Origin of the sequence: Paenibacillus sp. JJ-223 (assembly GCF_927798175.1) — a bacterium.
Lineage (GTDB): Bacteria > Bacillota > Bacilli > Paenibacillales > Paenibacillaceae > Paenibacillus > Paenibacillus hubeiensis.
Genome location: NZ_CAKMMP010000012.1, coordinates 194,898 through 218,166, shown reverse-complemented (window position 1 = coordinate 218,166; position 23,269 = coordinate 194,898). Strand labels below are relative to the sequence as shown.

Below are 23,269 nucleotides of genomic sequence, written 5' to 3'. Positions count from 1 at the left end.
AGGTCTTGGAGTATGCCAAGTCCTGCTGCTTTTTCGTCGACGTTCAGTTCGAAGGTTTTTGGGGCAGCTCGCAGCCTTCATCCGTGCAGAGACCTGCATCGGCAGTGTTGTCTCCGGCAGACTCCACCATAGTGAAAGGAGTACGCTCATCCCAGGCTTTTTGCAACGCGTTTCGGAATACGTCTTCCGGTTGTGCGCCGGAGACGGCGAATTTCCGGTCGATGACAAAGAAAGGAACGCCGCGAACCCCCAGCTGCGCAGCTTCGGCCTGATCCGCCCGCACATGGTCCGCGTATTGATTGCTCGCCAGCACGGCAGCGGCTTCCTGGCCGTCCAATCCCACTTCTTCAGCGAGTTGGATCAGCGTGTGATGATCTCCTGTATCTTTGCCTTCGATAAATACGGCTTGGAACAGCCGCTCGCTGAGTTCCAGCATTTTGCCTTGGGTGCCGGCCCATTGAGATAAGCGGTGAGCGGCGAAGGAATTGGTCGGAACCATCGAGTCGATGTCGTATTCCAGCCCCGCGGCTCTGGCATTGGCATTCATTTGGGCATTCATGGCCTGGGCTTGCTCGGCGCTGATGTTATACTTTTCCGTCAAATAGTCAGTGTTGGATTTGCCGCTGTTCAATTCAGCGTTCGGGTCGAGCTCAAAGCTTTTGAATTCAACGGTAACGTCGCCACGATGCGGAAATTGTTCCAGGACTTGCTCCAGACGGCGCTTGCCGATATAACAGAAAGGGCACATATAGTCAGACCATATTTCAATATTCATGTTGGACCTCCAATGTAGTTGAAACTATTTTGGTTACAATTATAAAACAGCCGATCCGTATTCGCAAGTTTCCTTGCGGACGTTTGAATCAAAAAATGCCGAAACACGCAGCGAGGTGCGGCTTCGGCACATTGCATTCACCGAGGGATGCTTTATTGGTCGCGAAAGGCTTTGAACCAATGAAAGGGCTGAATCTCATCCAGCCTTTTGTAAATTAACCGACCCTCCGGATCGTAGATGGCGGCTTTGACGTCTTCTCCCCAAAAAAACAACCGTTCCTGGCAAACGCCGCAAGGCGTCAATACTTTGAATTCGGATTGCTCGTCATCGCGGGCCACGCAGATGGAATGGGTGACGCGTTCGTTGAGCTTGTGGGCTTCCAGAAAGGCTCCGGTCTCCATGCACAATTCGGTCGCCGCATTGATCACTTCGGGAGCAACGCTGATGAGGACCGAACCTTGTTCGGTGTAGACGGCTGCCGCACCTCCCCAACCCTGCGGATATCGATGTTTTACAAAGGCGGTTGCCTCATCGTACAGCTTTTGTTCAATGGAATGATGTTCAATATTTGTTTTCATCGTCATTGGGGTTCTCCTTTTTCCTGCCGCAAGCGCGGAATGAGGTCATAGGTAATGACCGTGTCCGACACTTGCAATCGTTTCTGCGCTTCTTCATGTCCAGGGCGGCATGCATTGATGCCTGTTGGTGCGCTTGTGCTTATATCGTAACATGAACCGTTCTCGAACAGGTAGTCGTCCGAGGGGATATAAAACAACGAGCCGTCCGTAAATGCGCCGCTGCGCAGCACGACCGTCCGCGGCGACCCGGAGTACAGGTCGTTCCCCATGTGGTAATACGCTTGATCGGGGATGCCGAGCAGGTGCAGCACCGAAGGCGTAATGTCGAGCTGTCCTGCGGGAGCGTCGATGGTGCCTGCGCCTGCGCCGTCCGGAAGATGCACGAGCAGCGGCACCTCGTTCATGATCTGTTCCATGTCCAATGCATTCAACGAGCGGCCCAAAAATTTCTCGTAATCATCCTGTTCAGTGATTGAATTGTCATGATCCCCGTAAAACATAAATATCGTATTGTCCCACCAACCGCGGCTTTTAAGATCCTCTACCATGCTGCCGAGTGCGGCGTCGACATAATGGACCGATTGCAAATAATTCCCGAGCATCGTGCCCTCGAATTCGCCGACATCCAGTTGGCGTTTATTCTGCGGAAGGGAGTAAGGGTGATGGCTGCTAAGTGTGATCAGGAACGAATAGAACGGGGCGACGGCCTCGCCGCTCATTTTGTCGACGGATTGACGGAAAAAGGACATGTCGGATAAGGACCAGCCGAGCGGGTCATCCTCCACAAAGTCGTTTTTGCTATAAAATCGGTCATACTTCATATTTCGATACATCGTATACCTGTTCCAGAAGCCGCTCTCATAGGCGTGAAACGCGTTGGTGCTGTACCCTGAATCTTTCAGGATGGAGGGCAGCGAGTCATACGTATGGTCGGCGTAGCGAACGAAGACCGAGCCGGACGGCAGCGGATGCAGCGAAATGTTGGCGCCGAAGTCGGCATCCGACGTTCTTCCTTGGCCGGTTTGGTGGTAAAAATGGCTATAGTACTGGCTTTCTTTCATCAGCTCGTTAAAATGGGGCGTAATCTCCTGGCCGTTGATGCTGCGTCCGATCATGAAGTTCATGAAGGCCTCGCCCTGCACGATGATGACGTTGCTGTTTTTGTATTTGCCAAACCACTCGTCCTGCGGCGAACCGGCTTCTTGCCGAGCCGAGAAATAGGAACGAACCTGCTGCAGTTCGCTCTCGCTGGCTTCCGTTCCTGAACCGATGTGGTCCCGGGCGAAGCTGTACAGATCGTAACCGTGAAAGGCAATCAGACCGGTCACATTGTACATCGATACGTTCCACCAATTATTGTCGAACAAGCCTTTTGCCCAGGTCTGGCTGTAATAATAAATTGGCCCGACAGCCAGGCCTATTCCAAGCACAAGGGCGATGCAGCCCGACGCGAATCGGCGAATGCGCGTTTGCCTGCGAGTCCCTTTCGTTTGAACTGAAGAGCTCTCGAAGGCGTGCAGGCTGTAATGCCGTGGAGAGCGACGACCAAAGAGAACGATGATGCCATATGGGATGACGAGCAGCCAGTCGGCAAAAAACAAGATGTCGCTAACATGAAGCAGCGTGACGATGCTGTCTCCCAGCGCATTGACTTGTCCGGCTTGCATAAGCACAGGAATGGTCAAAAAGTCTTGGAAATACCGATAGTAGACCATATCCGCATAAATCAGCGCCGTGAGGAACAGGTGCAGCAGGACAAGTCCTGCCATTCTGCCTTTGGGCGGAAGCCACCAGGTCCAGAAGGAGACAAGCAGCAGGGAACCCACGGCGATCACTTTGTCAAAAAAGTCCATCGTAATGTTGTATGCATGCAGATTGTGATGCAGCCAGATCAGTTTGAATAGGATGAGTGCCAGAAACACAAGGTAAATCGTCAGCGGATGGTTCAGCAGTTTGCGCAGCATGCCGCTCGGTGTTGACCGGGTAAGGACCACGATGATGTTCCTCCTGTAAATTCATTTGTTAACGCAGTGTAAAACGGGACTCCATTCATTATAGCGCGGCCTCACTCCATTTCAACCGGGCGGAAATAGACGAAGGTTATCTCTCCCATTCATAGGATGGGTAACGCTGTGTCTGGATATGTGGAGGAGCTCTCAAGGGGGGCAAGGTATGAGAAGATCGCGATCATCGGTGCCGCAGCGGGACGAAAAAAGCCCTTGCCTGAGGAAGGCAAGGGCCGGCTAAGAGGGACCTGCACCGGTTGCGGTTGATCGCAGTGCCAACCGAACCATGCTCTCGTTTTATTCGGGTTTAGGTCCGCGCGGCGGCAATGGGCCGAGATATTGGTAAAATTGGGTCTCAATGCGTCCGTTGAACAGCTTGCGCCGTTTGTCCGCTTTCCGGCCGAAATAATGCTCGAACGATTTGGTGGACGTGATCGCAAAAAAGGACCATGTCGGCATTTCCAGGGCGGAGCGTCCGAGAGAACGAATGAGTTTCTCGACTTCCTTGTCGTCGCCAAGACGTTCGCCATAAGGAGGATTGGTCATTAACACGCCATATTCTCCCTGTGGTCTTGCGCGATGCGCAGGCATCACGCTGAGCTGAATGTCTTTGGCGAAGCCGGCGCTCTTGACGGCTGCTTTGGCGACTTCGATGGCTTCCGGATCGATATCGCTGCCGGCAATTTGCAGCGGCACGTCGTCTTGAACGGCATCGAAGGCTTCCTCGCGGGCCTGTTCCCACAGTTCTGGCGGAACGACGCCCCAATGTTCCGCATTGAAGGAACGGCGCAGTCCCGGCGCAATATTCCAGCCGATCATGGCCGCTTCGATGAGCATCGTGCCCGAACCGCAGCACGGATCATAGAACGGGCGATTCACGTTCCAACGGCTGAGCTGGATTAGCGCGGCCGCGAGCGTTTCCTTGAGCGGTGCTTCCGTTACCAGTTTGCGATACCCGCGTTTATGGAGCCCTGCACCTGTCGTGTCCAGCGTAAGCAGGGCGCGATCGTTGAGAAGAGATACCTCGATCACGTATCTCGCGCCATTTTCGGGAAACCACTCCGTGCGATGCGTCAGCTTCAGTTTTTCGACGATCGCTTTTTTGACGATCCCTTGGGCCGCGGGCACGCTGCTCAGTTGGGATTTGTGGGAACGCCCTTCGACAGGGAATTCGCCGTTTGCCGGAATCCATTCTTCCCATGGGAGCGCCTTGGTCCCTTCGAACAATTCGTCGAATGTGGTCGCATCGAATTCGCCCATTTTGACGAGCACCCGATCCGAGCTTCTCAGCCACAGATTGCAGCGGCAAATGTCGATGTAATCCCCTGTAAACGTGACCCGCCCGTTCTCTGTCTTGACATCCTCGTATCCTAGTTCTTTCAGTTCCCTGGCGACGACCGCCTCAAGCCCCATCGCCGAGGTGGCGATCAATTGCAATTGAGCCATTGCTAAATATTCAACTCCATTTCAGGCTGGAAGGAAATATGCCTTTCCGATGCCGTATAGTAGACGGTGCGGCCTTGCCGCTTGCCGTGAAAAAACTTACAATGAGTAATGCGGTATGTATTCAAGCTTAACCGCCTGTATCAATAACAAACATTCATTATAGAACATTGGCATGCAGATGGAAAGCGGTCCAAGTGTCCGAGGGAGGATATTGCGGTGAATTTGACACCTGACGAATATGTGAATCAATTATATCAAGAGGATGAGCTCTTGTTGAAAGTGAAGGAGGCCATTCGGGCGAGCGGGATGCCTGAAGTGTCCATTGCCCCGGCGTACGGCCGTTTGCTGACTTTCCTGGCGAAAACATCCGGCGCTTCGGCCATTCTCGAAATCGGGGCTCTGGGAGGGTATAGCGGCATCTGCCTGGCCCGCGGCTTGGGGGAAGGCGGCAAGCTGACCTCGCTCGAATTGAAAGAAGCTTACGCAGCGATGGCGAAAGGCCATCTGGAAGAAGGCGGTTTCGGAGATAAAGTGGAGTATCGCATCGGTCCTGCCGCAGACAGCTTGCAGCGGCTCGAAGAGGAAGGGCGCACGTTCGATTTCGTTTTCATCGATGCGGACAAGGAAAACTATCCGGTTTATCTCGATTACGCAATCCGGCTGGCCCGTCCGGGAACGGTCATCGTAGGCGACAATTGCTTCCTGCGAGGCCGTACGTTGAATCCGGACAAGCAAGGCCCGGCCGTGCTCGCCGTGCGCCGTTTCAACGAACAGATGGCCAGCGACCCGCGCCTCGTGACCACGATGCTGCCGGATTACGATGGTTTGGCCCTGGCCTGGGTGAAGTGAAAAAATAGGTACATCGTTAAGAAAGACCACGCCTGTTCTTCCTGAGGGCGTGGTCTTTCTGCGGGTTTGAACGGTTTTTTTAATGTATGATGGCTGTTGCATGTTCATTAAGATCGTCTATGGGTTGGCCGGAATCGGCGTATCCTTATTATACTTCAGGCGTTCCGTAGGTTTCGAACCATTTCTTGATCGTATCGAAATCGCTGCTGAACGAGAGGGAGAGCATCAGCAAGATCCGAGCCTGCTGCGGGCTAAGGTTGTCTCCGGCGATGATGCCGTCGCTGCCCCCGTATACGCTTCCCGAGCCTGTACGGGTTGTCGTCACGAAAACGACGCCTTCTTCGATCGCTTTGGTGCGTGCTTGACCCATCGCTTTTGAAATGCCGCCTGCGCCGGTGCCTGACGTTACGATGCCCTTGGCTCCGCCTTTAACGAAGCCTTCGATGGCTTCTCCTCCGGCTTCCTGGTAAGAGATCGCGATCTCGACCTTGGCGAGGTCGGATTTTTTGATTTTGCTCAGATCGAAGACCGGTTTGGCTGCCCCGGAAGGCTGCATGGCCCGCGAAGGTGCGCGGTAGATGCGAATGTTGTCTTCATCGATGTAACCGACGGCCCCAAGCATCGGGGTTTCAAAGGTGTCTGTGCGATAGTCGTTCGTTTTGGTTACGCCGCGTGCCAGTTGAATGGTGTCATTCAACATGAGCACGGTGCCGAAGGAAGTGGTGCGACCGCTCGCGGACAATTTGATGGCATTGTACAAGTTGGCCTGCGCATCGGAACCAATCACCGTCCATGGCCGCATCGATCCGGTGATCACTACCGGTTTGTCGCTTTGGACCGTCAAATCGAGGAAATAGGCGATTTCCTCCATGGTATCCGTTCCTGTCGTGACGACAACGCCGTCATATTGTTTGAGCGCTTCGTCTACGGATTGCGAGAGATCATAGAGATCGGCCATGGTATAGGAGCCTGAACCGGAATTGCCGAACTGGAGCGTATTGACATCCGCGATCTTCTGTTTATCGGGCAGTGAATCCACCATATCGGCTATGGCCAGCGTACCGGCTTTGTAGTTTTGAAAGCTGGTTTCGTCCTTGGACTGGCCGGCGATGGTTCCCCCTGTACCGATGACGAGAACGTTAGGCAGCTGGGATTGTTTGGCGGCATCAGTGACAGGAGGAATGGTTGTGTTGCGCGCCGGCGTGGACGATGTCGTCTGCACGGGAGCCGTCGTACCGCTCGTTTCGACGATTGCGGCAGAGGCTGCGTAAGTTCCGATTGGGGATAAGGAGATGGTCAGTGCTGTCAAAGCGGCTGTGCTCCATACAGCCCAAGGGCGAAGATTTGAACGTTTTGTCATAGTAACACGCTCCTTCAGGTCAATGGTGTGTGAGGTATTATGTAATGATTGTAGGGTTATTGTATTATGTGTTAGAAAATATGACAAACGAAAGATTTCATAAGGAAAGCGGTTAAATTGAAAGATTGAAAGAGTATATTGCATATTTATTTGAAATTTTGAGGAAAAATACGACGTTGGAATGATTGGGTTTTCATCCTTGTGCATGTCATATAATATTCCATAATAGGCTTGGGGTTGTGCTGTCATGATCGGTATAGGCGAGAAATGAAATCGTCTATCGATAAACTCAGAGAGGTTGGGCCGATTATTGGTCATCGTAGCTTCGTATATAACGGGCGGATGCAGGACATTCCTTTGAAAAAAAAGAGCTCCCCTCCAAGTCTTCCTGTAAAGGAAGCTCGGAGAGAAGCTGCATGTGGGATTCGTGGCCCGGGGAAGCTACATCTCAATGATCACGCAGGGATGCTGGCTTGCCGTACAGCTTGAATCGGACCCAGATCATATTCAGCAACAATAGGGCGCCCGACAAAATGAAAAGTCCTTCGATTCCGATAAAGCCGGCCAGGAAACCGCCGAACACGGCGCCGAGCATGTTGCCCAGTGCAAGCGTGCTCGTATTGAAGCTGAATGCACGGCTGATCATGCCTTCCGGCGAATAGGAACGGATCAGCGCATTGACGCTTGGCAGCAGGCCGCCCATGAACACACCCATGACGAAGCGTACAAGGATGAGCTGCCATACCGTCTGTACAAAGGCCTGCGGAATCAACATGAGGCCCGTGCCGATGAGTGAAAAGGTCAACACCTTGTGGGCCCCGATCTTGTCGCTGAGCTTGCCGAGCACGGGCGACATCGCCATGTTGGACATCCCGGTCACGGCACCGACCAACCCTGCCCAGAACGCTACGTTGACGTCGGACGCGTGAAGCTTCTGCACGTACAGCGGCAGCAGAGACATCGGACTGATCATGGCGAACTGAAGCAGGAACGTTACGGCGAACAATGCAGGGAGCTGCGGAAACTTGTTCAGCTCTTTCAAACCGGACAGGACCGATTGCTCTGGCAGCTTGGCCGCTTTTTCGCGGTCGAATGTCTCCCTAACGAAAAACAGGGCCAGCATCGAGGCCGTAAAGATCAGTCCGCCCGTAATGTAGAAAATCGGACGGAAGCCGACTTGGTCCGCCAGCAAACCGCCGATCAGCGGGCCGAGAATCGTGCCGGCGACCTGGCCGGACTGGCTGATCCCCATGGCGAAGCCCATGCGGTCTTTTGGTGTCGTGCTTGAGATCAGCGATACGGCGGCCGGGTTGAAGCCCGAAATCGTGCCGTTCAACAGGCGCAATAGCAGCAGCTGCCACGGGCTTTGCGCGAGTCCCATCAAGCCGATGACGATCGCCATGCCGAAGCCCGAACGCAGCAGCATGATTTTGCGGCCGTATTTGTCCGACAGCTTGCCCCACAGGGGCTGGAACAAAAAGGAGGTCAGGAAATTGGCCGCAAAGATGATCCCCGCCCAGATGCCGATTTCATGCTCGCCTACCACGCCGAGGTCTTGTGCCAAATAAAGGGACAAAAACGGGGTGATCATGGTCATACCGGAGTTGGCCAGAAATTGCCCGAACCAAAGCACGATGAGGTTTACTTTCCAGGTTTTCAAAGTGCTTTTCACTCCTTTCTGGATCATTTCTGAAACACCTAAAAAAACACGATTCTTTTATTATACCATAATTGGCATATGGGCATCGGGATGTAAGGAATGTCATAGTATTGTCATCCAGACGTGGTTGTTACTGGTCTTCAAAAAGGGCATAATGGTAGTTATGAGTCCAAAACGAGTTGGAGGCATCTTAACAATGAGCTATAATGACCGTCTGATTCGGGCGAGCTTCGGACAGCAGGTGGACCGTGTTCCGGTGTGGTACATGCGTCAGGCTGGGCGTTACGATCCCGATTACCGCAAGATCAAAGAGAAATATTCATTGCTTGAAATTTGCCGCCAGCCCGAGCTGGCTGCTGAAGTGACCCTAATGCCGGTACGCAAACTCGGCGTGGATGCGGCTATTTTGTATTCCGATATTATGAATCCGGTTGCGTCAATCGGCATTGATTTCGATATTGTCAAAAACATCGGTCCCGTCATCGATAATCCCATCCGCAGCGCTGCGGACGTGGATCGGCTTCGTCCCATCGACGTGGAGGGGGATTTGTCCCATATATTAGAGACGATCCGGATTCTGGACAAAGAGCTGGATGTTCCTTTGATTACGTTTGCGGGTGCGCCGTTTACGATCGCCAGCTATCTGATCGAAGGCAGGCCGTCCAAAGGATATATTCGCACCAAAACGTTGATGTACAGCGAGCCTGAAGTATGGCATCGGCTGATGCAGAAGCTGGGCGACATGGTCATTACATATGTACGAGCCCATATCGGCAGCGGCGGCAAAGCGTTCCAGTTGTTCGACAGCTGGGTAGGCGCGCTTTCACCGATTGACTTCAAAACCTATGTCCTGCCAACCATTACCCGTATCTTTGCCGAATTGTCGGATTTGAATGTACCCAAAATTTATTTCCCTGGCGTTGCTTCGGGAGAATTGCTGCCCGCGCTGCTTGAACTGCAGGCGAACGTCATTGGATTGGATTGGCGGGTATCCATCTCCGAAGGACGCAAGAGACTGGGGGGCAAGTTTGCCGTGCAAGGCAACCTTGACCCGTACGTGCTGACCGCGCCGATGGATGTCATCAAGCAGCAGGCCAAAGCGATCATCGACGAAGGCGTTAAGGAGCCGGGCTATATTTTCAATCTGGGTCATGGATTGTTCCCGGAAGCCTCGCTTGATAAATTGAAAGAATTGACGGCGTATATTCACGAATATTCTGCTGAAGCATTGAGAATGGGAGTGAAAGTTACCAATGACTAATACAGTAGGCGTACTGGTGATGTCTTATGGCACACCGGAGAGCATGGAAGGCATCGAAGCGTACTACACGCATATTCGCCGCGGGCGTCCTCCTGAGCCGGAGCAATTGAAAGAATTGACGGATCGGTATGAGGCCATTGTCGGCGGTGTGTTCCCGCTCAGGGAAAACACGGACAACCAAGTGAAGGCCCTGCAGGAAACATTGAACCGGGATGAGCGCACAACAGAGGTGGAATTCCGTTGTTATCAGGGATTGAAGCATGCCCGCCCGTTCATCGAGGACGGCGTTGAACAGATGGCCAAGGACGGCATCCGGACGGCGGTTGGCATCGTGCTTGCTCCACACTATTCCACGATGAGTGTGGGCAGCTACATTAAGCGTGCCCGCGAGAAGGCGGAGGAGCTCGGCATTCAGATGTCTTTCGTCGAAAGTTATCATCTGCATCCGAAGTTGATTCAGGCTTTTGCGAGCCGTGTCAATGCCAAGCTGGATGCGTTTGAGGAAGCTGGCGCAAAACGCGGGGAGGTTCGGGTCCTGTTCAGCGCACACAGTCTGCCCGAACGGATCGTCGGCATGGGCGATCCTTATCCGCAGCAGCTGCTGGAGACATCGGAAGCGATCGCTTCCCGCACGGGGATCAGCAATTGGCAGTTCACATGGCAGAGTGCGGGAAGAACCGCAGAGCCGTGGTTGGGACCGGACATTCTGGACACGCTTCAGAATCTGGCGCGCGAGCAGGTGGAGGACGTGCTGGTGGCACCCGTCGGATTCGTGTCCGATCATTTGGAAGTGCTCTATGATCTGGATATTGAAGCCAAAACGATCGCCAAGGAAATCGACATACGTTTGATGCGCATTGATTCGCTGAACAGTGATCCTCTGTACATGGAAACGCTCAGCGATGTAATTATAGGCCGATGGCAGCAAGGAACAGATGCGTAATGGTTGATAAGAAACGGCGTGTCGTAGTCATCGGCGGCGGGTTGACCGGCCTCAGCGCGGCATTTTACATCCGGAAACATTACCGGGAAGCAGGGGTAGAGGCCCAAATTACGCTTGTGGAAAAAAGCTCGTCCATGGGCGGTATGATTCAGACGCTTCATCGTGACGGTTTCGTGATCGAGAAAGGCCCGGATTCCTTCTTGGCCCGCAAAACGGCTATGGTCGATCTGGCCAAGGAACTGGAAATCGACCATGAACTGGTCAGCCAAAATCCGGAATCCAAAAAAACCTACATTATGCAGCGCGGCAAGCTGCATCCGATGCCTGCGGGACTGGTGCTTGGCATACCTACGGAACTGGCGCCGTTTCTGCGAAGCGGGTTGGTGTCTCCACAAGGCAAGCTGCGCGCATTGATGGATTTCTTCATCCCGCCGCGTCGATCGTCAGAGGATGAGTCGCTCGGGTACATGATCGAGCGCAGGCTTGGGCCGGAGGTGCTGGAGAACCTGACCGAACCGCTCTTGGCCGGCATTTATGCCGGGGATATGCGCAAGCTGAGCCTTCAGGCCACCTTTCCGCAATTCGGCGCGGTGGAGCGGGATTACGGCAGCCTGATTCGCGGCATGATGACCGGACGCAAGCCGGCAGAGACCCATACGGGAACGAAAAGAAGTGCGTTTCTTACGTTTCGTCAGGGGCTGCAAAGCCTTGTTCACGCGCTTGTTCATGATCTGCATGACGTGAAGCAGCTGCTGAACACCGGAGTGCAATCTTTTGAGAAGCACGACGAGGGAGAGGCAAGATACCGGGTCCATCTGGATAACGGGGAGTCGCTGGCTGCCGAAGATATCATTGTCACCGTGCCGGCTTTTGCGGCAGCGCCGCTGTTGAAACCCCATGTGGATACCTCCGCGCTCGATGCCATCAATTATGTGTCCGTGGCCAATGTGGTGCTCGCATTCCAGAAAAAGGACGTGGAGCACGTCTTCGACGGCTCGGGATTTCTCGTGCCGCGCAAGGAAGGGCGCAACATCACGGCATGCACGTGGACTTCGACAAAGTGGCTGCATACAAGTCCGGATGACAAAGTGCTGCTTCGCTGCTATGTCGGCCGTTCCGGCGACGAACAGAACGTGGAGCTTCTGGATGACGTGCTGACTGACCTCGTGCTCAAGGATTTACATGAGACGATGGGGGTTGATGCCGTTCCGCTCTTCACAGAAATTACGCGGCTTCGCAAATCGATGCCGCAGTATCCGGTCGGGCATCTGCAGCATATTGCGGCGCTTCGGCAGGAACTCGGCGACAAATTGCCGGGCGTTTATGTTGCCGGGGCTGCGTATGAAGGCGTTGGTTTGCCGGATTGCATCAAACAGGCGAAGGAAATGTCCATGCAGGCTGCAGCCGCGCTTGCGGCGTTGTAACATTCATCATGGGGCTGTCTCGAACGTTGAAATGGATACGTGGAGACGGCCTCTTTTTTTCAGGCGGTCTGTCTACTTAGAGAGTGCATCGATAGTTATTTTTCTTTAGATTATGGAATTTCGCGGGTGTGAGCGAAGTTGAAGGCCATAATCGCAAGAAAAATTTCTGCTAAAGGCGGTCTGTCTACTTAGAGAGTGCATCGATAATTATTTTTCTTATATAATGATAGCGATTGGGTTGAAATGGAATAGAAGAGGTGGTCTATGTATCCCCCAAGATCCGAACGAGGTGCAAGGAAGAAAAAGCGAAAGCGCATAAGCCCGCAAAAGGTAGTCTGGAGCATTAATCTGCTGCTTTTTGTCTGTATCATTCTGGTCTCGCTCTACTATATTCTCGGGATGAAGGAGCGGCAGGCAGGCACAAACCCGCAAGATGAGATTGTAAGTGAGGTTCCGGCGGATCGCGACAATACCGAGGAGAACCAACCTGCTGGTGAATCAGATGCAAAACCGGTAACTGGCGGAACGTTGGATGAAGAGCCTGACCAAACGCCTCAGCCTGACCATCAGGAATCCCCTGCTGCAAGTGGAGGGAAGCAAGGTTCAGAGCCTGCGAATGCATCCGGAACTTCCGAGGCCGTCAAGACAGACCAACCTGCGAAACAGCCGGAAAAGCCAGAGAAGCCTGCGTCATCCAACACTTCGGCTGCTCAGGACAACGATAAGTCTTCGGGTAGCAGCGTTGTTGCGCCTCAGCCTTCGGGTACCTCCGGTGATGTCATTATTAATATTGTCGGAGATATGCAATTTTCGGGCAAGGTAGCGGAAGTCCTCGATAAAAACGGCTATGACTATGCCTTTGCTCAACTTGGAGGCATGTTTAAGGAAGACGACCTGACCATCGGCAATTTGGAAACCCCTGTTACGCTTGGCGGAACCGGGGCTGCCAACAAAACCTTTGTGTACAAATCTTCACCCAAAGCGCTTGCCGCAATGGTCGCTGCTGGATTTGACGCCGTAAACCTGGCCAACAATCACATTTTGGATCAGGGCGTGGAAGGTTTGGTGGATACGCTCACCTATCTCAAGGAGTATGGCATCGAACATGTCGGCGCGGGCATGAATCAGGACGAGGCGTATGCTCCTGTATACATGGAACGCAAAGGAATGAAGATTGCCCTGCTTGGTTTCAGCAGGGTCGTTCCGGAAACGAGTTGGAAAGCCGAAGGAAACCGGGCTGGCGTTGCAGAAGCTTACAGCTCGGCCGCGGCTGTAAATGCAATCAAGAAGGCCCGCAAGCATGCCGATTTGGTCATTGTGGTCGCCCATTGGGGAGAGGAACGTGTAAGCACCCCCAACAGTGACCAGACGAGACTGGCTCATGAATTCGTTGACGCTGGCGCGGATCTGATCATCGGGGGACACCCTCATGTACTGCAAGGCGTCGAGCTGTACAAGGGCAAATGGATCGCTTACAGTACAGGCAATTTCATTTTTTCAAGATCGACCACGGAGGAGACCTGGAAGACGGCTGTCTTCCAGGCGCGCTGCAGCGCGGATGCCAAATGCAGCATGAAAGTGGTGCCTTATGAAGCAGGGCTGGGGCAAGCCATTCCGATGGAAGCCGACGCTGCACGGTTGCTTCTGGAACAGATGACCACGCTTTCTCCTGGCATCCGTTTTGAACCAAACGGAGCAGCTGTGACGAAATGACTATCATTTTAGGGGGAAACCTAGTGAAAAACATATGTGTCGCGCACCGCGGATACTCCTCGGTAGCGCCCGAAAACACGATGGCGGCCTTTTTGCTGGCCATGGAGCAGCCGCAAGTGCAATGGATCGAGCTGGATGTTCAAATGTCGCGCGATGATGTTCCCGTCGTCATTCATGATTTTTCGTTGGAACGTACGACAAATGGCGAAGGTTTGGTCCGGGAGACAGATCGTTCCACTATGGCATCGCTTGATGCCGGATCATGGAAAAGCAAACAATACGCAGGGGAGCGCATACCGACTTTGGCGGAAGTGCTGGATCGCTGCTGCGGCAAAGTACGGCTCAATATCGAATTGAAGACGGTAGGGAACATGTACCCCGATTTGCCGGAAGCGGTCATTCGAGAGGTGAAGAAGCGTCATATGCAGAACGACGTTGTTTTGACCTCCTTCGAACCGACGGCTTTGATCAAAGCAAAGGAGATTGACCCCGGGATTAGGACCGGGTTGATCATTGATGCCTATCCAGCCGATCTTCCCGAGCGTTTGCAGGAAATGAAGTGCAGTTTTCTGTCTATTGGACACTCCCATGTCAATCGCAGCATGATGAACGATTTGCGGAGCAGAGGCATCCAAGTCATGGCTTGGACGGTGGACGATCCGGCCGTCATGCAGCAGCTCGCGGCGGTCGATCCGGAAGTGATGATCTGCACGAACGATGTGCATGCGTGGCAGGTAGCTTTCCGTGATTCGCATGACCGGTTTATCAAACGTTAGAGGCAAAGCTTTGCATAACGAATCCGACAAAGGTGGTTGTATTCATGCTGACAAATATTCGCAACGTATACTGTGTAGGACGCAATTATAAACTTCATGCCGAAGAACTGGGCAATGCCGTTCCTGACGAACCGATGATTTTCATGAAACCTTCCCACGCGGTCATCCCCATGACTGAAGAGGTCATTGAACTGCCGGCCGGAAAAGGTGAAATCCATTATGAGGCCGAGCTGGTCATCCGCATCGGAAGCAGCTACGAGCCGGGAGTCAAGGTAGATGAGCTTGTCGATGCTTATGCTTTTGGCATTGATTTCACGCTTCGGGACGTACAGTCCAAGATTAAACAAAAAGGCCATCCTTGGACGGCGGCCAAAGGGTTCCGCAATTCGGCGCCGATTACCGATTTTCAGCCTTTTCCTGGGGTGAAAGACTTGCTGGAAAGCGACTTTACGCTGACCAAAAATGGGGAAACGGTGCAGCGCGGCAACATCCGCAACATGATTTTCAGCTTGCAGGACATCGTGGATTATGTTGGCCATCATTATGGCCTGGGAGCTGGTGATGTGATCTTCACCGGAACACCTGAAGGGGTGGGACCAACGACGGCAGGAGACGTGCTGGAATTGGGCTGGAATGGCCAAACGGTGGGCAAATGTTCCATCGCATTGAAGTAGAGGACACCAACATGTGATCTGTCTATAACGGGAACAAAGCTGCAAGGAGCGCGAGGGCGCTCCTTTTGGTTTTGCGGCATTTCATCAACATTTCGGCATCACGGGAAACCGTGTTATAATCAGTGTACTGTTGATCAACTTTTAAAATGGGAGAGCGTCCGTTGCATTTAACGCATGCTGACGTACAGGAGAACATATGGACTGGATCATCGGCGCCGTGTGCGCCTTTATTGTAGCGGGCGCCGCCTATGCCAAAAAATCGCTTACCCTGTCGGGAGCGCTTGCGGCTGTCATGATGGGAACCATCTATTACGGCGCGGGGAACTTGTTTTGGTTTGGTACGCTGCTGCTGTTTTTCATCACTTCCACGGTGCTTTCGAAGTATCGAAAGGATCGCAAGCAGGAGCTGGAGAAATCGTACGCCAAAACGGGAAATCGTGACGCGGGACAAGTCATGGCCAATGGCGGCATCGGCATGATTCTTTGCCTTGCATACTGGCTGTATCCGCATCCGGCTTGGTTGTATGCGTTCATCGGTGTCATGGCGACCGTTACCTCCGATACCTGGGCGACTGAACTGGGTAGTTTAAGCCGCAAGCCTCCTCGTTCCGTGCTGACATGGAAGGTGCTGACACCCGGAGCTTCCGGAGGTGTATCGATGCTTGGCACCACTGCTGCTGCTGCAGGCGGGGCCATGATCGGCGCGGGAGCCTCCTTCTTTGGCTGGATGGCCGGCATGGAACATGCTCATGTGTTGGGCTGGATATGTACGGGACTGGTCGGCGGGCTTGCGGGGGCTTTTGCCGATTCCTATCTGGGAGCAACCGTGCAGCGTATGTATCGCTGCACCGTATGTGGGCGCGACGTGGAGGTTGGAACGCATTGCGCGCATGATACGGTGCGAGCGCGAGGCTGGTCATGGATGAGCAACGATCTGGTGAACGTAATCAGTTCCCTTGTCGGTGCAGGCGTGGCCATTGGATTAGGGAACATTTTTGCGCTATAGGGGGAGTTGCATTTTGAGCAGCGTGCAGGGAGACAAATCGGAAGCCATTTTGGATGCGGCTTACACGATATTTGGATCGAAGGGATTTTACGAAACCAAGATGTCCGATATCGCGGACGAGGCGGGGATCGCCAAAGGCACGATTTATTTATATTTCAAAAGCAAAGAGCAATTATTTGTGGCCGTATCGAAAAGGGACTGCAATGAATTCATCAGCCGGCTGGGCCGAGCGCTGGAAGCTCATGAAAGCACGGGCGACAAGCTTGGGGCCATTGCCGAAACACATCTGACGTATTATTATGAGCGCCGCAATCATACCAAGCTGTTTTTTATGGCCCCGAACAACGATCCGGATCTGATGCAGTTCATGAAAGGGTTCATGCGCGAGTACATGGGCGTGGTACGCGAGGTGCTGGAGCGGGCAGGCGTGCCGGACCCTGTATTGCTGGCAGAAGCTTATATCGGCATTCTTGACCGCCTGAAAATGGATATCATGCTGAATCCCGAGTTCGGCGAAGAGGATCTGAACAGACGGATTGCGTTTGCGGCAGCATTATTCCTGGATGGGTGCCGTTCTTTTTTGCAAGCATGAGTGGAGCGGGGACACCATCAACTAATTTACGGAGAAGTGGGTAACGAGCATGAATATAATGACTGTGGAGCAAATCTCCAAGAGCTATGGCGAAAAAATATTGTTTAAGGATGCCTCATTCGGCTTGAACGACCAGGACAAAATCGGCATTGTCGGCGTAAACGGGACGGGGAAATCTACGTTTTTGCGCGTCATTGCCGGGATTGAACAACCCGACGAAGGGCAGATCGCGATCGGCAATGACGTGCGCATTCAGTTTTTGGCACAAAATCCCGACTTCAACCCGGATAATACGGTGCTGCAGCAAGTATTTGAGGGTGACAGCCCGGAGATGAAGACCGTGCGCGATTACACGGAAACGATGGAGCTGCTGGAGCTTCATCCTTCCGACACGGCTTTGCAGGAAAGACTGCTGCGACTGAACCAGCAGATGGAACAGCTCCAGATCTGGCAGTTGGAGAGCGAAGCCAAAAGCATTTTGTCCAAATTGGGCATCCGGCAGTTTGATGCACGCATGGGGACCTTGTCCGGTGGACAGCGCAAAAGGGTGGCATTGGCCTCCGCGCTTATTCATCCTTGCGAACTGTTGATTCTGGACGAGCCGACGAACCATATCGATAACGATTCGGTGGTATGGCTGGAACAATATTTGCAGAAACGGCGCGGCGCGCTGCTTATGATTACGCATGATCGCTATTTCCTGGACCGGGTAGCGAACGTGATGCTGGAATTGGACCATGGCCGTTTGTACCGCTATGAGGCGAACTACACCCGTTTTTTGGAACTGAAGGCTGAACGCGAAGAGCGTGAGATCGCTTCCGAGCAGAAGCGGCAAAACCTGCTCCGCACGGAGCTGGCATGGATTCGGCGCGGTGCCAAGGCGCGTACGACCAAACAGAAGGCGCGGATCGACCGTTTCGAACAATTGAAAGACCAGCAGGGCATCCAGCGTTCGGGGGCAATGGATGTGTCCGTCGGTTCCACGCGGTTGGGCAAAAAAATTCTGGAGATCGAGCAACTCTCCAAATCGGTCGGAGATCGCAAGCTGATCAGCGACCTGAATTACATTGCCGTTCCCGGCGATCGGGTGGGCATTATTGGCCCCAACGGCAGCGGCAAGTCTACCTTGCTGCAGATGATTTCCGGCAAGCTGGAGCCGGATGAAGGCGAAGTGGTCCTCGGACCAACCGTGAACTTGGGTTATTTCACGCAGGAGCATCAGGAGATGAATGAATCCCTGCGCGTGATTGAATACATCAAGGAGGCGGCCGAGAACGTGAAAACAGCCGATGGTTCGGTTATCACCGCCTCGCAAATGCTGGAGCGTTTCCTGTTCCCTCCTGCCTCGCAGTGGACGCCGATTTCGCGCCTGTCGGGCGGGGAGAAGCGGCGGCTCTACTTGCTGCGCGTGCTGATGGGTGCGCCGAACGTACTGCTGCTGGATGAGCCGACCAATGATTTGGATATTCAGACATTGGCCGTGCTTGAGGATTACCTGGACGATTTCCCGGGCGTCGTATTTGTCGTATCCCATGATCGGTATTTCCTGGATCGGACCATCGATAAAGTGTTGGCCTTCGAAGGCGCGGGCGTAGTGCGGGTGCATGTGGGCGATTACAGCGAATACGCGGAATGGATGGCCCGTAATGTCCCGGCCCCGGCGGGATTGGAAAATGCCGCAGGCGGTGCCAAGGCACAAGCTGAAACGGCTGACGTCAAGCCTGCTTCCGCGTCCAAGCCGAAGCTGAAGTTCAGCTTTAAGGAGCAGCGCGAATATGAACAGATCGATGATCATATCGAAAAGGCGGAAGCCAACATCGCGCGGATCAATACGGCCATGGAAGAAGCTTTTAGCGATTCCGCCCGTTTGCAGGAATTGATGGCCGAGCAGGCGGAAGCCGAACGGCATTTGGAGCAATTGATGGAACGCTGGACCTACCTGAACGAACTTGCAGAACAGATCGAGCAGAGCAAATCGTAACCACGGACACGAATTTGAAGCAAGGATGCCATCTGTTCGGGGCATAAACCGATATGAACACCTTTCTGATCAAGCGCGGCTTTGCTGTCGCACTGAGCAGGAAGGTGTTTTTGCATTGTCCGCTAGTAAGGCGCTCAGCAGAAATTTTGTACCTTTTCCCTGGGTCTATTCCAACCTGGAGGGCTTGATTTGAAACACTTGATATGAGGAGTGCGTGGGGGAGAATGCGCAGCGTGGTGTCGATTTATTTTTCCAAAAGCAAAGGATGCCGCAACGGAATAAGAAAAGTCCGTAGGCATCCTTTTTTTTGCGGTGTATATCGTCGCGATATTATGGGGCTTAAGGGGTTGTGATATATGCCGTTAGCAGCCTTGCCGTGTTCAGTACCGCATTTTTGTGCGTACGCTCCATGGAATGGGAAGAATGAACGCCTGGACCGATGAGTGCGGCGCGGATATTGTTGCCGCCGCGGAGCGCTGCGCTGGCGTCCGAACCGTAATCCGGATAAATGTCGACGGCATGATCCAGGCCGCCTTTTTTGGCCAATTCAATCAGACGGCTTGTCATGGCATAATCGTAAGGCCCGGAAGAATCTTTGGCACAGATCGAAACGTCGGTTTCTTTGCAGCTCAGATCATCCCCCATGGCGCCCATATCAACGGCGATCATTTCACTGATCTCCGCTGGGATGTGCGCGGCGCCATGACCGACTTCCTCATAGTTCGAAATGAGCAAAAGAACGTCATGCGCCGGCTTCCAACCCTCGCGTTTGGAAGATTCCAACAAGCCGAACAGTGCAGCCACGCTGGCTTTGTCATCCAGGTGTCTCGATTTGATGTAACCACTTGGCGTAATAACGGCCCGGGCATCAAAGGAAATAAAATCCCCGACGCCGATTCCGAGCGCGAGAACGTCCTCTTTGTTGTTCACGAGTTCGTCGATGCGTACTTCCATATGGCTTTCCTTGCGCTCGAACGTGCGGGCGTCAGGGTAGACATGGACCGAAGGATGCAGCGTAAGGATAGTGCCTGTATACGTTCTGCCGTCACGGGCATGGATCGTGCAATATTCGTTTTCGATGCTGTGCATGGTAAATCCGCCAACCGAAGTCAGTTTGAGCGTGCCGTAGGACGTAATGGAGCGGACCATGGCACCCAACGTATCGACGTGTGCGCTGAGGCCGATCGTTTTGCTGTTGTCTTGCCCGGGCAAACGCAGAATGGCGCCGCCTTTGTTGTTCAGTTTGGATTCGATGCCTAGAGATTGGGCTTCCTTGCAGATCATATCGATAATATGATGGGTATAACCGCTGGGACTAGGGGTGTCCAACAACGTTTTCAAAAAATTCAATACGTATGATTCATCGATGGTATGATGCATGGGTCATTTGTCCTCCTTCATTGAAACTCACAATTTATAAAACAGAAACACAGCCTGGCAGGCGGAAATGCAGTGCATCACCAAAGACCCGGCAGGCTGCTTCGAGTGCTACCATGTATTGTTCCGCTCTAAATCCCTACTCCTTTTTATGCAAGGAATTTGGCTCCTCCGTTCCGATCGGAGCAGCTGTTTGAGATGGTTCCGCGGAAGCAAACGAATCAGGCGAGAATGGGCTCGCCGCAGATTGTTCTAATTCGGTAATGCGCAGCTTCAATTGTTTGTTTTCGCGCTGAAGCCGGTATTGGCGGTAAATGCCGTAAGATCCCACGATAACGCCGCCGATCAGCGTGCAGCCGAGAATGAGCAGAATCAACGGAATCTGGAACGTGTTGAACAGCAGGTTGACCTTCACGGCGTTGACGTTAATCACCGCAAAAATGCCGGTTAATAATGCAAAAACGAGACCTGCAATGAGGGACCATTGCATTTTCATGATGTTGCCTCCTTGTTAGGACCGTCCTTTTCCTTGAAGGAAAGGCTATGCAGCATTTTAATTCTTTCCTGGGTCCTGAACGTTCGCAGTCTGATCCGATGATAAAATCCCCTGCCCGACAAGGGCAAGGGATGAACCGTTTCAAACCGTTCAAACAGGGGTCCGCCTTACTTGGTGAGCTGTTCCATCTGCTCGATCAGTTCCTTGAAAACGCTCATGGCTTCGCGAATCGGCTGCGGCGAGGACATATCCACGCCTGCCTTTTTAAGGATGTTGATGGAGAAGTCGCTGCCGCCGCTTTTCAGGAATCCGAGATAACGATCTACCGCAGGTTGGCCTTCCTCAAGAATTTGCTTGGAAAAGCTGGTAGCCGCAGAGAATCCTGTTGCGTATTTATAAACGTAAAAGCTGTTGTAGAAATGGGGAATGCGAGCCCATTCCATCTCGATATCTTTATCAACGACCATGCCGTTTCCGTGATATTTGACGTTAAGGTCATAATAAATTTCCGACAGCAATTGCGGCGTAAGAGCCTCGCCCTGCTCGGCACGTTCATGAATGATTTTCTCGAATTCCGCAAACATGGTTTGACGGAATACGGTGGTGCGGAATTGGTCCGCATAATAAGTAAGCAAATACAGCTTTTCTTTCGGATCGGTCGATTTTTTGAGCAAGTAATCCATCAGCAGCGCTTCGTTGGTCGTGGAAGCGACTTCGGCCAAGAAAATGGTGTACTGCGCATCACGGTAAGGCAGCGCGTTGTCCGAATAATACGAATGCAGCGCGTGGCCCATTTCATGCGCCAACGTGAACATGCTGTTCAAATTGTCCTTGTGGTTGAGCAATACATAAGGGTGCGTGCCATAAGCGCCCCAAGCATAAGCGCCCGACCGTTTGTTTTCGTTTTCGTACACGTCGATCCAGCGATCGTCGTATCCGGATTGCAGGACGGAGGCATAATCCTCGCCCAGCGGCTTTAGCCCTTCTTTCACGATTTTCTTCGCTTCATCATAGGTGATGTCCATTTTGTATTCGTCCACGAGCGGGGCGAACAGATCGTACATGTGCAGCTCGTCGACCTTAAGCAGTTTTTTGCGCAATTCCATGTACCGATGCAGCAGCGGCAGGCTTTCGTGGATGGTGTCCACAAGATTGGTATACACTTCTTTCGGGATGTTGTCGCCATATAGGGACATTTCCAGCACGGAAGGGTACTTTCGCACATTGGCGTAGAACATGTTTTTGGTTACGTTGGCATTTAAGGCTGCGGCGATCGTATTCTTTTGTTTGGCGTACGTTTCGTAAACGGCTTTGAAGGCACGTTCCCGGACCTCGCGGTTCGGATTCTCAAGCAATTGGATATAGCTGCCGTGAGTGAGCTCGACTTCCTTGCCGTTTTCGTCCTTCACTTTCGGGAACTTTAAGTCGGCGTTGTTCAACATGCTGAAAATGGTTGACGGAGCCTGCGAGAGGTTCCCCACCTGGGCCAGCAAAGCTTCCTCGGCCTGGGTGAGAACATGCGCCTTTTCGCGTTTCATTTCCTGTAACGTAAATCGGTAGGGTTTGAGATCGTCGTTGGCAATGAAGGCATCAAGCTGTTCGTCCGGCAGGGACAAAATTTCAGGCGTTACGAACGAAAGCGCTTCGCCGACCTTGACGCTCAGTTTCTGAGCTTTCTGGGAGAGACTCTGGTATGTAGGGTTGGCGGTGTCTTCATCCTGATGCATGCGTGCATAGACAAACAAGCGCTCCAGCTTCAGGCTGACTTCGTCTTCGAGCTCAAAGCTTGCTTTCAGGGATTCGGGTTTGTTCAGCTTTCCCTGGAATTCGGAGGCTTTTTTGATTAAAGCAAGTACTTCCTCATACTCCTGATCCCAAGCCTTTTGGTCTGCAAACAAGTCCTCCAGTTTCCATGTATGCTCAGCCGGCACCTCGGAACGTTTCAATAATTGACTCATGGGAATCCTCCTTTGTTGGGATAATGGAAGGGATGTATGTATGGGCCGGTCTGTCCTTGCCACGTTCGCTTGTGCGGGGAGAGGCGAAGGGATCAGACTGAACGCCATCAGAACGAGCAACGTGTTTCGCCATTTCAAGCGGTTTCCTCCTCGTCGGTAAAATACCCGAATAGTATGGCCGGAGGGTCGCTGAAATATTTGGGAGCGTCAAGCGCCCATGTTGAACAAGAAGTAAACGATCAGAAAAAAGGCGAAGCCGATCATGAGGGTGGCTATGAGGGCCATGCCCCGTTTCAGCTTGGCCGGGATGGACTCCCGCCCCAGGATCAGTACGATCCCGAGGGAGAAGGCCAGAATAATGAAGATGAACGCATTGCTTGAATCAAGCTGCATA

20 protein-coding genes are annotated in these 23,269 nt (G+C 52.9%); 10 read left to right on the top strand and 10 right to left on the bottom strand.

Going from position 1 to position 23,269, the window contains the following annotated elements; translation table 11 throughout:
- Nucleotides 1-43: 43 nt before the first annotated feature.
- The 4 genes from L6H98_RS21010 to L6H98_RS20995 all read right to left on the bottom strand — a co-directional run bounded on the left by L6H98_RS21010 (nucleotide 44) and on the right by L6H98_RS20995 (nucleotide 4,805).
- Nucleotides 44-775 carry a DsbA family oxidoreductase gene (locus L6H98_RS21010; RefSeq protein WP_236418286.1) on the bottom strand — a complete coding sequence of 244 codons (732 nt, stop codon included), beginning with the start codon at nucleotides 773-775 and terminating at the stop codon, nucleotides 44-46.
- Between the two features lie 152 nt (nucleotides 776-927).
- Complete coding sequence (locus L6H98_RS21005) at nucleotides 928-1,353, bottom strand: cytidine deaminase (RefSeq protein ID WP_236418535.1); 426 nt, start codon at nucleotides 1,351-1,353, stop codon at nucleotides 928-930.
- Between the two features lie 2 nt (nucleotides 1,354-1,355).
- Complete coding sequence (locus L6H98_RS21000; RefSeq protein WP_236418285.1) at nucleotides 1,356-3,347, bottom strand: LTA synthase family protein; 1,992 nt, start codon at nucleotides 3,345-3,347, stop codon at nucleotides 1,356-1,358.
- 309 nt (nucleotides 3,348-3,656) lie between these two features.
- Nucleotides 3,657-4,805, bottom strand: coding sequence for a class I SAM-dependent RNA methyltransferase (locus L6H98_RS20995; protein WP_236418272.1), 1,149 nt, complete (start codon nucleotides 4,803-4,805; stop codon nucleotides 3,657-3,659).
- Nucleotides 4,806-5,021: 216 nt separating this feature from the next.
- On the opposite strand from L6H98_RS20995, the gene L6H98_RS20990 reads away from it, so the two are divergent.
- Nucleotides 5,022-5,654 carry an O-methyltransferase gene (locus tag L6H98_RS20990; RefSeq protein ID WP_236418268.1) on the top strand — a complete coding sequence of 211 codons (633 nt, stop codon included), beginning with the start codon at nucleotides 5,022-5,024 and terminating at the stop codon, nucleotides 5,652-5,654.
- 148 nt (nucleotides 5,655-5,802) lie between these two features.
- Here L6H98_RS20990 and L6H98_RS20985 read toward each other — a convergent pair whose 3' ends face one another.
- Entirely contained in the window at nucleotides 5,803-7,014 is a 1,212-nt protein-coding gene (locus L6H98_RS20985; protein ID WP_236418267.1) for an asparaginase, read from the bottom strand.
- Nucleotides 7,015-7,462: 448 nt separating this feature from the next.
- Nucleotides 7,463-8,701, bottom strand: a complete 1,239-nt coding sequence (locus L6H98_RS20980) for an MFS transporter (RefSeq protein ID WP_236418258.1) — start codon at nucleotides 8,699-8,701, stop codon at nucleotides 7,463-7,465.
- A gap of 169 nt (nucleotides 8,702-8,870) precedes the next feature.
- Between L6H98_RS20980 and hemE the strand changes: the two genes are divergently transcribed.
- The 9 genes from hemE (at nucleotide 8,871) to L6H98_RS20935 (ending at nucleotide 19,044) form a co-directional block, all read left to right on the top strand.
- The gene (hemE, locus tag L6H98_RS20975; RefSeq protein ID WP_236418256.1) at nucleotides 8,871-9,935 is read left to right on the top strand and encodes a uroporphyrinogen decarboxylase; all 1,065 of its coding nucleotides are present in this window, start codon (nucleotides 8,871-8,873) and stop codon (nucleotides 9,933-9,935) included.
- Entirely contained in the window at nucleotides 9,928-10,878 is a 951-nt protein-coding gene (gene hemH / locus L6H98_RS20970; RefSeq protein ID WP_236418248.1) for a ferrochelatase, read from the top strand. Before hemE ends, hemH begins: the two co-directional genes overlap by 8 nt.
- Nucleotides 10,878-12,302: a protoporphyrinogen oxidase gene (gene hemY, locus L6H98_RS20965; protein ID WP_236418230.1), complete on the top strand. Its 1,425-nt coding sequence runs from the start codon at nucleotides 10,878-10,880 to the stop codon at nucleotides 12,300-12,302. Before hemH ends, hemY begins: the two co-directional genes overlap by 1 nt.
- 264 nt (nucleotides 12,303-12,566) lie before the next feature.
- Entirely contained in the window at nucleotides 12,567-14,015 is a 1,449-nt protein-coding gene (locus tag L6H98_RS20960; RefSeq protein ID WP_236418228.1) for a CapA family protein, read from the top strand.
- Between the two features lie 23 nt (nucleotides 14,016-14,038).
- Nucleotides 14,039-14,791, top strand: a complete 753-nt coding sequence (locus L6H98_RS20955; protein ID WP_236418208.1) for a glycerophosphodiester phosphodiesterase family protein — start codon at nucleotides 14,039-14,041, stop codon at nucleotides 14,789-14,791.
- Between the two features lie 44 nt (nucleotides 14,792-14,835).
- Nucleotides 14,836-15,465: a fumarylacetoacetate hydrolase family protein gene (locus L6H98_RS20950; protein ID WP_236418207.1), complete on the top strand. Its 630-nt coding sequence runs from the start codon at nucleotides 14,836-14,838 to the stop codon at nucleotides 15,463-15,465.
- Between the two features lie 196 nt (nucleotides 15,466-15,661).
- Nucleotides 15,662-16,471, top strand: a complete 810-nt coding sequence (locus L6H98_RS20945; RefSeq protein WP_236418205.1) for a DUF92 domain-containing protein — start codon at nucleotides 15,662-15,664, stop codon at nucleotides 16,469-16,471.
- 13 nt (nucleotides 16,472-16,484) lie between these two features.
- A complete protein-coding gene (locus L6H98_RS20940) occupies nucleotides 16,485-17,063 on the top strand; it encodes a TetR/AcrR family transcriptional regulator (RefSeq protein ID WP_236418195.1) in 579 nt (192 codons plus the stop codon).
- A gap of 49 nt (nucleotides 17,064-17,112) precedes the next feature.
- A complete protein-coding gene (locus L6H98_RS20935) occupies nucleotides 17,113-19,044 on the top strand; it encodes an ABC-F family ATP-binding cassette domain-containing protein (protein ID WP_236418193.1) in 1,932 nt (643 codons plus the stop codon).
- Between the two features lie 339 nt (nucleotides 19,045-19,383).
- On the opposite strand, the gene L6H98_RS20930 is transcribed toward L6H98_RS20935, so the two are convergent.
- From L6H98_RS20930 to L6H98_RS20915, 4 genes are all read right to left on the bottom strand, one after another.
- Nucleotides 19,384-20,424 (bottom strand): M42 family metallopeptidase, encoded by a 1,041-nt coding sequence (locus tag L6H98_RS20930; protein ID WP_236418191.1) that lies wholly within the window; start codon nucleotides 20,422-20,424, stop codon nucleotides 19,384-19,386.
- Between the two features lie 136 nt (nucleotides 20,425-20,560).
- Nucleotides 20,561-20,917, bottom strand: a complete 357-nt coding sequence (locus L6H98_RS20925; protein ID WP_236418189.1) for a lipopolysaccharide assembly protein LapA domain-containing protein — start codon at nucleotides 20,915-20,917, stop codon at nucleotides 20,561-20,563.
- 167 nt (nucleotides 20,918-21,084) lie between these two features.
- Nucleotides 21,085-22,875: an oligoendopeptidase F gene (gene pepF / locus L6H98_RS20920; RefSeq protein ID WP_236418163.1), complete on the bottom strand. Its 1,791-nt coding sequence runs from the start codon at nucleotides 22,873-22,875 to the stop codon at nucleotides 21,085-21,087.
- Nucleotides 22,876-23,082: 207 nt separating this feature from the next.
- Entirely contained in the window at nucleotides 23,083-23,268 is a 186-nt protein-coding gene (locus L6H98_RS20915; protein WP_236418152.1) for a hypothetical protein, read from the bottom strand.
- Nucleotide 23,269 lies beyond the last annotated feature (1 nt).